The organism is Pedobacter ghigonis, assembly GCF_903166585.1.
In the GTDB taxonomy this organism is placed as follows: Bacteria; Bacteroidota; Bacteroidia; order Sphingobacteriales; family Sphingobacteriaceae; genus Pedobacter; species Pedobacter ghigonis.
This window is the reverse complement of sequence record NZ_CAESCM010000004.1, coordinates 237,178-249,101: the sequence shown is the minus strand read 5'-3', so window position 1 is coordinate 249,101 and position 11,924 is coordinate 237,178. Positions and strand designations below refer to the sequence as shown.

General features: G+C 44.6%; 9 protein-coding genes. 4 read left to right on the top strand and 5 right to left on the bottom strand.

Going from position 1 to position 11,924, the window contains the following annotated elements; translation table 11 throughout:
* The first annotated feature begins 776 nt into the window (after positions 1-776).
* The 4 genes from HWV58_RS08765 to HWV58_RS08750 all read left to right on the top strand — a co-directional run bounded on the left by HWV58_RS08765 (position 777) and on the right by HWV58_RS08750 (position 7,395).
* Complete coding sequence (locus HWV58_RS08765; protein ID WP_175633738.1) at positions 777-1,325, top strand: RNA polymerase sigma factor; 549 nt, start codon at positions 777-779, stop codon at positions 1,323-1,325.
* A gap of 60 nt (positions 1,326-1,385) precedes the next feature.
* Positions 1,386-2,312, top strand: coding sequence for a FecR family protein (locus HWV58_RS08760; RefSeq protein ID WP_175633737.1), 927 nt, complete (start codon positions 1,386-1,388; stop codon positions 2,310-2,312).
* Between the two features lie 62 nt (positions 2,313-2,374).
* Positions 2,375-5,623, top strand: a complete 3,249-nt coding sequence (locus HWV58_RS08755) for a SusC/RagA family TonB-linked outer membrane protein (RefSeq protein ID WP_175633736.1) — start codon at positions 2,375-2,377, stop codon at positions 5,621-5,623.
* 11 nt (positions 5,624-5,634) lie between these two features.
* Positions 5,635-7,395: a RagB/SusD family nutrient uptake outer membrane protein gene (locus HWV58_RS08750; RefSeq protein WP_175633735.1), complete on the top strand. Its 1,761-nt coding sequence runs from the start codon at positions 5,635-5,637 to the stop codon at positions 7,393-7,395.
* 372 nt (positions 7,396-7,767) lie between these two features.
* Here HWV58_RS08750 and moeB read toward each other — a convergent pair whose 3' ends face one another.
* The 5 genes from moeB to HWV58_RS08725 are packed head-to-tail and all read right to left on the bottom strand — an operon-like array spanning position 7,768 to position 11,921.
* On the bottom strand, positions 7,768-8,805 hold the full coding sequence (gene moeB, locus HWV58_RS08745; protein WP_175633734.1) for a HesA/MoeB/ThiF family protein: 1,038 nt from the start codon (positions 8,803-8,805) through the stop codon (positions 7,768-7,770).
* The gene (thiH, locus tag HWV58_RS08740) at positions 8,799-9,923 is read right to left on the bottom strand and encodes a 2-iminoacetate synthase ThiH (protein ID WP_175633733.1); all 1,125 of its coding nucleotides are present in this window, start codon (positions 9,921-9,923) and stop codon (positions 8,799-8,801) included. The genes moeB and thiH overlap by 7 nt, the downstream gene beginning before the upstream one ends.
* Positions 9,910-10,680 carry a thiazole synthase gene (locus tag HWV58_RS08735; RefSeq protein WP_175633732.1) on the bottom strand — a complete coding sequence of 257 codons (771 nt, stop codon included), beginning with the start codon at positions 10,678-10,680 and terminating at the stop codon, positions 9,910-9,912. Before HWV58_RS08735 ends, thiH begins: the two co-directional genes overlap by 14 nt.
* A gap of 6 nt (positions 10,681-10,686) precedes the next feature.
* The gene (locus HWV58_RS08730; protein WP_175633731.1) at positions 10,687-11,322 is read right to left on the bottom strand and encodes a thiamine phosphate synthase; all 636 of its coding nucleotides are present in this window, start codon (positions 11,320-11,322) and stop codon (positions 10,687-10,689) included.
* Positions 11,319-11,921 carry a thiamine phosphate synthase gene (locus HWV58_RS08725; protein WP_175633730.1) on the bottom strand — a complete coding sequence of 201 codons (603 nt, stop codon included), beginning with the start codon at positions 11,919-11,921 and terminating at the stop codon, positions 11,319-11,321. Before HWV58_RS08725 ends, HWV58_RS08730 begins: the two co-directional genes overlap by 4 nt.
* Positions 11,922-11,924 lie beyond the last annotated feature (3 nt).

Sequence of the window (11,924 nt, the reverse complement as noted above, 5' to 3'; positions counted from 1 at the left end):
TCATGTTTGTTGGCTTGTCTGTTTAAAAACAGCAATACAGATCCATCCACACCTTTCGGCAGGGCAAATAAATTCCCGGGCCACAATTGTGGCTATTACATGAACAGCAGCATGAAAAGCGCTTAAAGCGGCTCTTCATGGTGCGTTATGCGCCGGGTAAACTGTTTAACTGTTTTATCTTTAAAATTTGGGGGCTTGCTTAATTCGGTTGTAAATTTTGGCCTTGAACTGGAAACATTAGGATTTTGGCATCACTGCATAGCAGTACTGTTGCATACGTTTGGTGGTAAGGTTGCATGGGCAACTGTACCTCAGGTAACAAACAGCCGAAAGCAATTGGGATCGGAGCCTGGTAAACCTTCAGAAAGCCTTGCTTGTGAAGTAGTGGTTTTTTCATAATTAATCGTTTTGGTTAATTTGTTGTATAAGCCTGCTTTTGGGGACAGCCTGCCTATAACGTTTTCATATCTTCCCCGAAGCCGGGAAGGATATGGGTTTGGTTAAATCAAAGCTGCTATATTCTGCTTAAAAAAAAGATGAAAATCCTTAAAGAAAAGGTAGAAAATTGGGTATAATCGACTGAAAATCGCCTATTTAGTTCAAAAGCCTCTTTGGCCATTTGTTTTTCGGTTTAGCCGTAAAAAAAATACAGTCAGGGCTGGCGTTACCTTGCCTAACCTGCAGGCGAAATACCAAAATTTAATTAAAACATAACCTTCAAGTAAAATTCAGGCTACATCTTTTTCATTTCTTAGGTGTAAAAATTAATCATCTCTATGATCTGCCTGAAAGAATTTGAATACATCTATATCCGCCATTGGGAGAAACTGTATGCATTCTGTTTTCGGATGACCAGGGATGAATATCTTTCGCAGAATTTTGTGCAGGATATTTTTACCGACCTATGGGAACGCCGTACCGAAGTAAACATTCTTTCGATAGAAAATTACCTGTTCAGGGCGGCTAAAAACCAGGTTTTAAAAGAATACCGAAGGAAAAAGCTCGATACCACCATTATGGAAGATAACTTTGAAAGTTACCTGATCGATAATGTAGGTACACTCGAGGCAGAACTGACGGATCAGCTTTATGCTTTGCTGGAACGCCTGCCCGAAAAAAGAAAAGAGATTCTGGTGATGAACAAAATAAAGGAGATGGATATCGACGAGATTGCCAGAACGCTTAACCTCTCTAAACAAACCGTTAAAAATCAGCTTTCATCGGCTTTAAAGCAGTTAAGGTTTCACAGCAACGAAACCTCCGGACTGATTATTCCCTTCGGGATTTACGTGTTAATATTGCTTAACCATAACTTAACGATTTAGTAACAGCCTGCCATAGTACTTTTTTGCCCCCTTTGGTACTTATACCCGAATACAAGTACTATGAGCAAAAAAGAAATGCATTACCTGGAGCACCTGGTAGAAAAAGAAGAAAAGGGAACCATTACCGAAGCCGAAAGTAGGCTGCTGGAAAGTTTCTTTAGTGATGAATACCAGCATGCCGAATGGGATGGCGAGCAGATGGGTAAAAAAGCCGCTGTTTCGGCACAAATTTATACGCAGATAAAAAAGCAGGCCCACTTTGCCAAATCGTGGACGAGCTATATCAAATATGCTGCGGCTGCCCTGGTTGCGCTAACCGTAGGCGCGGGCATATTGCTAAATGCTAAAATTAACCCTAAAGCCATTACCCTTACCACTGCAGGTAATATCGACTCGGTAAAACTGGTTGATGGCAGTATGGTATACCTGGCCGCCCATTCCAGTTTCCAGTATCCGCAACATTTTGGCCATAACGTAAGGGCAGTAACCTTATTAAAGGGAAATGCTTTTTTTAAGGTGGCTAAAGACCATAAACATCCCTTTATCATCAGCTCGGGGGCAATTACTACCAAAGTATTGGGCACTTCCTTTCACATAGGGCTCGGTACCGATAAAACCAGCGTAACCGTAGTTACGGGACGGGTAAAAGTAGCTTCGGTCAAGCAGGTAGCTTTTCTAAAACCGAACGAAAGTGCTGTGTTTACACCTGCCACGGGACTTAGCAAGGCGAAGGTAAGCCATGCTTTTATGTACAACTGGTACCAGAAAGATCTCGAACTGAATAATGTGAGCCTGGAGCAGGTATTTACCTGCTTAAATTACAATTATGGTATCGACTTTAAAGCAAGCGACCAGGCCATCCGGGATACGCGGATAACCCTTTACCTCAATACAGCGCTACCGGTGCAAAATATTCTTGATCAAATTAAATACATCACACACTTAAAATTAGTACAGCATGGAAATATAATAACGGTAAGTAAATAAGAAACCACGGTTGCTGTAACAACCGCGGTTAATCAAATATTAAATCATTTAATAATTTAAATATGCATTTTAAATATACTTTTTTTAACCTAAAAAAAATATGTTTTCTGGTTATCCTTTTCCTGTTTGTCCAGATAGGGCAATCGGGGGCGTTTACTAACAAACATTTTACCAAATCACACAGGCTGTCCAGCCAAACCCTGGTCGATATTTTTTCGCAGCTGAGCAAGCAAACGAGTTATAAATTTAGCTACAGTGAAGCCATTATGGCCGATAAAAAGGCTTATGCGGTTTCTTATACCAGGCCATTAAAAACCATTCTGGATGAACTGGCCCGTGAAGCAGATTTTCGCTACAGCATTATGGATAAGGTTGTACTCATCAGCAAGGCTGAAAAAAACAAGACCGTTCAGCACAAAACAGTTGCAGCGCAGAAGATAAAGGGCAAAGTACTGGATGAAAACGGGCTGCCGGTTGCGGGGGCTACCGTTCGCGAATCTGACTCCAAAAATGCCGTAGTAACTAATGGCGAAGGCGCATTTGAAATTAATGTGTTAAAAGCCAAAACACTCGAAGTATCTTTTGTGGGTTATAAAAACAAAATAGTAACCATTACCGGAAATACCTTAACCATCCAGCTCGAGCCCGATGCTTCTACCCTCGATCAGGTAATGGTAGTGGGTTACGGAAAGCAAACCAAAAAAGATGTTACTGGAGCGGTTACTCAGCTGGATGAAAAGAGTTTCAGGCAAGGGGCCATTATCTCGGCCGATAACCTGCTTCAGGGTAAAATTGCCGGTGTACGGGTGGTAAACAGCAGTGGAGAGCCCGGTGGCGGTGTCGATGTTACCATTCGTGGTGTTGGTTCTATCCGTAGCGGAAGTACGCCTTTATTTGTGGTTGACGGAGTGCCTTTAACCAACGATGATGTAAGTCCGGGCGGGCAGAATGTTGGCCTTGGCGGATCGAGAGCTAAGAATCCGCTCAACTTTTTAAATACCAGCGATATCGAATCGATTTCGGTATTGAAAGATGCTTCTGCAGCAGCCATTTACGGAGCCCGTGGCTCGAATGGGGTGGTAATTGTAACCACTAAAAAAGGCAAAAAAGGCGAAGGTACCTTTGCTTTGGATTCTTATCTGGGCATATCGAATGTGGCAAAAAAACTCGACCTGCTTACGGCCGACGAATACCGCGCAGCTATAAAAGATAAAGCCTACGATCATGGAGGCAATACCGACTGGCAGGATGTAATTTACCGTCAGGCTAAAGTGCGCAACAATTCCTTGTCTTTTTCGAAAGCAACCAACACGGGTAATTACTACGTTTCGGCATCGCAGTTAGATCAGGAAGGGATTATCCAGAACAGTGAGTTTAGAAGAAATGCGGCAAGGATTAATGCTTCTGAGTCGTTTTTAGACGATCAGCGGCTGAAAGTTGGCATTAACCTTACCGCCAGCGAAACGCGCGATAAGGGCGTGCCTACCAGCGATGATGGCGGTTCAAATGGTCAGCTGGTTATCCATACGCTAATGGCCAACCCTACCTGGCCGCTTTACGATAACAACGGCAAGTACACCAACTTTAACATGAATGCACACTACAATCCGGCTTACCTGCTTGATATTTACCGCGACAATACCCGAACGCTAAGGGTTTTGGGTAATCTGGATGTGGCCTTCAGGATTGTAAAAGGACTGGAGTATAAGCTCAATCTCGGGATAGACCGCTCGGTGGCCAACAGAAACACCACCATTTTTCCTAACCTGACAGATATTACGCCGAACGGGCGCTATGTCAAATACAACCTGAACTCGAAGAGCAGTTTATTAGAGCATTACTTAAACTATAATCTGTTAATCGATAAGCATAAAATCGAAGCACTGGCCGGATTTTCGTATCAGAAATTCGAGCGTAACGGAAACGGCTACACCATTGATGGTATTGCAGCTAAAGGTCAGGGCGTACTGCCTGAAGATAATCCGGGCTTTTCGGGTAAACCCACCACGGTTAATGGCTTTGCGCAGGAAAACGAATTGCAGTCTTTCTTTTCAAGGGTTAATTATGCTTATGATAACAAATATCTCTTAACCGCTTCGGTACGTGCCGATGGTTCTACGCGTTTCGGCGCCAACAACAAATACGGTTACTTCCCTTCATTTGCCCTGGGCTGGAATATTGCGAAAGAAAGCTTCCTGCAAAACAGCATTTTGGTTAATGATCTGAAAATGCGGGTAAGCTGGGGCCAAACCGGTAACCAGGAGGTGCAGAATAAAATTACCAAAGCCAGCTATGCTTTATCGGCACCAGATGGTTACTACCTGAACAGCGACCTGGCCCTGGTTAATGGTGTATCGGTTACGCGTACCCCTAACCCCGATCTGAAATGGGAAGTGGTATCGCAGTTTAACGTAGGGCTTGATTTCGAATTGCTGAAAGGTAAGATTTACGGTACGGTTGATTATTTTAACAAAACCACTACCGATGCCATTTTGTATATCCCATCGCAGGTGTTAAGCCCAACAAGTAAAGTTTGGGTAAACATTGATGGTAAAATCGTAAATAAGGGTGTTGAGGTGATGTTGGGATCAAGATTGATCAATACCAAGAACTTCAGTTTAAATGTAGATGCCAATGCCGCTACGCTGGATAACAAGATTCAGGGTTTGCCGGTTTCTGAAATTCTGAGTGGTGGTATTTCAGGGCCGGGCCAATCGGGTGTAAATGCCAATATTTACCGGAGTGGTTATGCTGCAGGCTCTTTTTACCTGTTAGAGCACCTGGGTTTTGATAAAGACGGTAAAGATATTTTCGGCAAGAAAATTATCATCGAAAGTGCTTTGCCTAAGTTTACTTATGGCTTTAACAGCCAGATGAGCTACCACAACATCGATTTCTCTTTCTCTATTATCGGGCAAACTGGTGGCTACCTGTTAAATAATACCGGGCTGAATGCCTTGAATATTAATAACCTGGCTTCTGATCGTAATGTTTCGCAAAAGTACTTCGAATCGGGCGCTAACCCGGCCAATGCACCATTGCTGTCTACCTTATATCTGGAGAAATCAGACTTTATCCGTTTAAACTCTGCCCGCCTGGCCTATAATTTTAAAGTGCCGGCCTTAAAATGGCTACAGGGAATAGGTGTGTACATCACCGGACAAAACCTGTACACCATTACTAAGTACAGTGGCTACGATCCGTTAATTAACAGTCCGAAAGCGATTGAGGGTAACCAGTCGCAGGGTATCGATTACACGGCCTACCCTCCTGCCCGTACTTTCTTATTCGGTTTGACCCTAAAACTATAATTATTATCACCATGAAATTAAATACATTTTTAAAAGCCAAACAGATCCTGTTATTTACGGTAGCCTTAACCTTATTTGGCTGCACCAAACTGGATGAGGTTGTAATTGATGAGGTGCTGGGCGAAAACGCATCCAGTCCGGCAGGAGCATTGGCTGCGGCTTACGATAGGTTGGGTAAAGGTACCTTTGTAGATCACGGGGCGGTTTTCGCCCTTCAGGAATATACAACAGATGAAGCTGTTTTGCCTACACGGGGCAGCGACTGGGGCGATGGCGGTAAATGGCGCTCGATGCACGAATTTACCTGGGCGGCCGATAATGCCATTGTTACCGATAACTGGAACATGCTAACCAATGGCATTACCCGTTCGTTAACGGCTATACGCGAGGTGAGCAACAGCAGTGATCCACAAAAAGCACTCTACCTGGCCGAAGCTAAGGGATTATTGGCTTACTACACCTATACCACCTTAGATCTTTTTGGGCAGGCGCCTTTCCGCGATCCGATGAACGACCGTGCGCCTTTGCAGATTAAGCAGGCCGCTACTGCTATTGATGAGCTGATTACCGAAGTAGAAGGGCTGGTGCCTAACCTGGCTACATTAGGCACTCAAAATACTCACAATGGCCGTTTTACCAAAGAGGCTGCTTATGGTTTACTGGCCAATATGTACCTGAACCGCGCAGTTTACAAAGACCGTTATGCGGCTTCTTTTAACTTTAACGAAAAATCGGTAAACAGTAACGAAACCGATATGGACCGGGTAATTTATTACACTTCGTTATTGATCGGTTCGCCGAAATTTCGCCTTAACAGCAATTACTTCGACAACTTTGCCATTAAAAATGAGGGCGGATCAGAGTTGATCTGGGTGGTTACCCAAAAAATAGATAAGATCCGTAACGGCTCAAATTCTTTTGCTTACGTGTGTGTAGAGCGTAACCAACGCCCCTCGCCGGGAACGCGAGGTACTAATGCGGCCTGTATTACGCCTGAGTTCTACGATACCTGGGATGGCAATCACGACGATCCGCGTTTTTCGAGAAAATACCAGTACAACGATGGTACCTGGTTTACCAACGATGCCCCGGGAAGTGTACCTGCAACTGATTTTATAACCGGAAGCACCACGCAATTGTGGTTTCACTTTAACCGCGGTATCATGATTGGACAGCAATACGGACCGAAATTAACTTCAACAGGCGCTTACGAAATGACTTCAGATGGCCGGATTAAAGTATCGGAACTGGTAATGGAGAAAAGTACCACCACCAAAATGAACTTTACGCGCGAATTAAACTTCGATAACCCTGCACAGGCTGTATTTGCACAAAACCAGATTAACCGTGGTGCCAGGGTGTTTAAGTTTGAATACGATCCGGGCGATGGAAATGGCGCTAGCAACGTAGATATCCCGCTTTTCCGTTTAGGGGTAATGTACACTTTAAGGGCCGAAGCCTATTTCCGCAAGGGGCAAATGGCTTTGGCCATGGCTGATATTAATTTATTACGCACTTCGAGAACTCGTGAAGCTTATCATAACAACGCTCCCGGCGTAGCGATTAGCACTTTGGATGAAGCGAAGCTTTACAAAGAAATTGCTTTCGAAACCTATTGGGAAATGTATCGCCGTCCGCAAATGATCAGGTTTGGTAAATACGAGCAGGCTTTTAGTGCCAAGCCGGTTTCGCAACCTATCCGCAGGATATTTCCGATCCCGCAAACTACGCTGGATGTGAGTAAGGATTTTGTGCAGAATAAGGGGTATTAGATTTTATTATTTGTTTCACCGGAAGCGGGTATCTTTTCAGGTACCCGCTTTTTTGGGAAGAAGGGATGGGTATAGAGTGGGGTCGGTGTGTGGATTAAGTTACTCTGAACTAAGTTCGTCACCCTCAACTCGTTTCAGGGTCTCTTATTGATCGACGTAAACAAAGTAGAGATGCTTCGCTGCGCTCAGCATGACAGAGAGATTAACGTATGGGAATAGTGAGAGTCCTTCGACAGGCTCAGGATGATAAGCTTTTACATCGAGATCAGGGGCTCTCCTTAACTAACCTGCGCAATGTAGAGGTGCTGAAACAAGTTCAGCATGACGGCAAGAAGGAAACCTGTCTCCTCCAGATCGGCATCGCGATTTAACTTAAATCCCTCCCTTCAAACTATGCACTTCACCGTTATAATGTGGCTGAAGCACTTTAACCGCCATTTTACTCTTTTGCCCGCTTTGGCAATAAAATACCACTTGCTTGCCAGCCGGAATACGGTCTACAGCGCTGTTTAAATCGTATAAAGAAATGTGCATCCCTCCAATGTTGTGTTCTTCATGTTCGTAGGCTTCGCGCACATCGATTAAGCAAATCTCTTCGGGTTTTGTTTCCAGCCATGCCGTTAAGGTTTTGCGGTCTATTTCTTTTATGGGCAGTTCCTTTTTTATTTGAACGGGCTTATTGTTTGTTGCGTTTGTATCGGCTTTAATGCTAAACACGTAGCTGGTATTGTTCAACAGATCAACGCTCATGAGTTTACCTGCGAGGGTTTGGCCTACTCCGCAAATGAGTTTGATGGTTTCGTTGGCCATGTATAAACCAATGAGGCCGGGTAAGGTGCCTATTACACCTCCATCGATACAGCTAATGTCTTCGCTGGGCGGTTCAGGGTACAAATCCCTGTAATTTACTCCGCCATTGTGGTTAAAAACAGCAATCTGTCCCTCAAATCTTAATATTGAGCCAAATACCAGGGTTTTGCCCATGGCCACGCAGGTATCGTTAACAAGGTAACGGGTGTCGAAATTGTCAGAACAATCTACAACAAGGTTGTAGTGGCTGCAAATAGCTGTTGCGCAGGTATCGTCGAATCTTTGTATGTAGCTCTTTATGCTAAGATGAGGATTAAGCAGACGAAGTTTTTCGCGGGCCACAGTAGCTTTTGGCAGGCCAATATCGGTAGCATTGAAGAGGATCTGCCTTTGCAGGTTACTCAACTCTACCACATCATCATCTACAATACCTATTTCGCCCACGCCGGCAGCTGCAAGGTATTGCAGCACAGGGCAACCCAATCCGCCGGCACCAATAACCAGTACTTTGGCGGCTTTCAGTTTTTCCTGCCCTTCAGGCCCAAGCTCGGGCAATAGCATTTGCCGCTGATAGCGTTTTTGTTCTGCTTTTATTAACATGATTTGTGAATCAAACTCATATCCCAGTCTTTCCAAATGGGTTCGTAACCCTGTTTTCTGATCATGGCCGCAATTTCCTGTGGAGAACGTTCGTCTGATATTTCAAACTGCTCTAACGACTGCGGCTCTACCTGATAACCGCCCGGATTGGTTTTTGAACCTGCGCTGATGGCGGTGATGCCGAGTTTAATTACCTGGTTTCTAAAAGCGATGGTTTCGCGGGTAGAAATAGAAAGTTCTACTTCGCTGTTAAATAAACGGTAGGCACAAATCAGTTGAACCAGTTCCTTATCGTTCATGGCTACTTTCGGTTCTAAACCTCCGCTAAATGGACGCAAACGGGGGAAAGAAATGCTGAATTTGCTCTGCCAGTATTGTTTTTCGAGGTAAGAGAGGTGCAATGCCGTAAAAAAAGAATCGGTACGCCAGTCTTCCAGACCGATTAAAACCCCTAGTCCCATTTTATGGATACCCGCCTGGCCCAAACGATCGGGTGTTTCCAAACGGTATAGAAAGTTCGATTTTTTACCCTTGGGGTGGTGTTTGCGGTAGTCGTCCTGATGATAGGTTTCCTGATAAACCAGTACGGTATTTAAGCCGTGCGGAATAAGCGTTTCGTAATCGGCCACGTCAAGGGGCTGCACTTCCATCGAAATGTGCGAGAAATGGGGGCTAATCAGATCGAGCACTTTTTTAAAGTAATCGGTATGCACACTTTGGTTGGCTTCGCCGGTAACCAGCAGCACATGATCGTAACCCATGCCTTTAATTACGGCAACCTCCTGCATAATCTCCATCGGGTTCAGCGTTCTGCGCCTTACTTTATTGTCGTAACTGAAACCACAATAGGTACAAATGTTGTTGCATTCGTTCGATAGGTACAGCGGAATGTACATTTGTATGGTGCGTCCAAAACGATCTAAGGTTAGCCGCTGACTAATCTGCGCCATATCTTCGAGGTAGGGCAAAGCAGCAGGCGAAATAAGTGCCTTAAAGTCTTCAAGGCTTCTTTGTTGTGTGCCAAGGGCATTTTCAACGTCGGCCGCTGTTTTATCGTAAATACTGGCTTTGGTATCGTCCCAGTTGTACGATTCGAATAGGGGATTAAAACTCATCATCTAAAAATGCGGTTAGTGGACTGCTGGCTGCGGCATAATGTTGCTGCGCGCCAAGTTTAGCTTCAAAGGCCATTCTTCCGGCTTCAACAGCCAGTTTAAAGGCGATGGCCATATCAGTTGGGTTTTTAGAAATGGCTATGGCGGTATTCACGAGTACGGCATCGGCACCAATTTCCATGGCTTTGGCGGCATCAGATGGGGCTCCTATTCCGGCATCAACAATTACCGGTACGCGGCTCTGGCTAATGATGATTTCTAAAAAATCGATGGTTTTTAATCCTTTGTTACTGCCAATTGGCGATCCGAGCGGCATTACCGCTGCCGTACCCACATCTTCCAAACGTTTACATAAAACCGGATCGGCGTGGATATAAGGCAGCACCACAAAACCCAATTTAACCAGCTCTTCCGTGGCTTTCAGCGTTTCAATCGGATCGGGCATTAAGTATTTGGGATCGGGATGAATTTCGAGTTTAATCCAGTTGGTTTCCAAAGCTTCGCGCGCCAGCTGTGCAGCAAAAACGGCCTCTTTGGCATTGCGTACCCCCGAGGTGTTGGGCAGTAAATTAATGTGTGGGTATTTTAGATGATGCAAGATGTCATCATCCTTGGTTTTTAAATCAACGCGTTTAAGTGCTACGGTAACCAGTTCGGAAGCCGAAGCAATTAAGGCGCTTTCCATTTCTTTTGCCGAACTGAATTTTCCGGTTCCGGTAAAAAGACGCGAGCTAAAGGTTTGATCTGCTATTTTTAACATAATTTTTTAAAAAGAGTTCAAGGCTAATTTGCTGTTCATATCAGCTAATACAGCCGATGTTTGGGTTTGGTTGGTCAATACTGCCGATACTGCAATACCATATACACCTGTTTCGAGAATGGCCTCAATATCATCGGCTTCAATTCCGCCAATGGCAATAATTGGGGTAGTAATGCCTGCATTTTTTACCTGCTCCATTAGTTTCCGGTAACCTTCGAGGCCAACTATCGGGCTAAGGTTTTCTTTGGTGCGGGTAAACCTGAAGGGGCCAAGGCCAATGTAATCGACCCCTTCGGCCACGCGTTGCAGAATATGTTCGAAAGTGTTGGCGGTGCCGCCAATAATCTGATCGGGGTTGATAATTTGCCGGGCCTGGGGTATAGGCATATCCTGCAGGCCTAAATGAACACCAAAGGCACTCGCGGCTTTGGCCAGGTGCGGATAATCATTCACAATTAATTTTGCGGCGTAACGCTTGCATAATTCCTGAGCCGATAGTGCAAAAGGCAGTATTTCAGCTTCGGGTAGGTTTTTAATGCGAAGCTGGATCCATTTCCCGCCTGCCTGGAGCACCTGCTCAATGGCATCCAAATGGGTGCCGGTTTTGGGTGCTTGTGAGATGTATTGTAAAGGGTAGATCATTGTTGTAAGGTTAAAAGGTGCTGGCATTTTTCCTGTATTTTTTTAAAGTTGTTTAAAGCCTGAGCCGGGGCGTTCCAGATACTGCCTAAAAGGGCAATTCCATCAAAGTTCATGGCTGTTACCTGGTCTATGTTGTTTATCTCAATACCGCCAAGTGCAATCAGTTTTGTGGTTTTGGACCTGTTTATGCTAAATCCGTTGTTGGCAATACCCATATAACCCGGTTTGGAGAGGCTGTTGAAAACAGGGCCAAAGAAACTGTAATGGTATTGACTGATCTGATCAATTTCTCCCATTTGGTGTATCGAAGTGCTGAAAGTGTAAGGCTGGGTAAAATCGCCCACCGTACTGTTCTTTCTAAAGCTTTCGGTATGGTGTATTCTTTTGATGTTGTAATCGCCGGCCAGGGAATGGAAATGATGTAAGGCAATACGGTTATGGTATTCGGGTAAAATACCATCTATAAATTTCCGGTGCGCGGCTTCATCTGCTTCTGGTTTACGCAAATGAAAAATGGGTAAACCAGCCTCAAAAAGCTGATTTACCAATAAAGCTTCGTCTTTTAAAATCTTTGGATGTGCAATTACAATCAGTTCCATCGT

Coding starts and splice junctions, on each gene's coding strand:
- HWV58_RS08735 (WP_175633732.1), bottom strand. CDS start 10,680: ATGTTAAAAATAGCAGATCAAACCTTTAGCTCGCGTCTTTTTACCGGA.
- moeB (WP_175633734.1), bottom strand. CDS start 8,805: ATGTTAATAAAAGCAGAACAAAAACGCTATCAGCGGCAAATGCTATTG.
- HWV58_RS08730 (WP_175633731.1), bottom strand. CDS start 11,322: ATGATCTACCCTTTACAATACATCTCACAAGCACCCAAAACCGGCACC.
- HWV58_RS08755 (WP_175633736.1), top strand. CDS start 2,375: ATGCATTTTAAATATACTTTTTTTAACCTAAAAAAAATATGTTTTCTG.
- HWV58_RS08750 (WP_175633735.1), top strand. CDS start 5,635: ATGAAATTAAATACATTTTTAAAAGCCAAACAGATCCTGTTATTTACG.
- HWV58_RS08760 (WP_175633737.1), top strand. CDS start 1,386: ATGAGCAAAAAAGAAATGCATTACCTGGAGCACCTGGTAGAAAAAGAA.
- thiH (WP_175633733.1), bottom strand. CDS start 9,923: ATGATGAGTTTTAATCCCCTATTCGAATCGTACAACTGGGACGATACC.
- HWV58_RS08725 (WP_175633730.1), bottom strand. CDS start 11,921: ATGGAACTGATTGTAATTGCACATCCAAAGATTTTAAAAGACGAAGCT.
- HWV58_RS08765 (WP_175633738.1), top strand. CDS start 777: ATGATCTGCCTGAAAGAATTTGAATACATCTATATCCGCCATTGGGAG.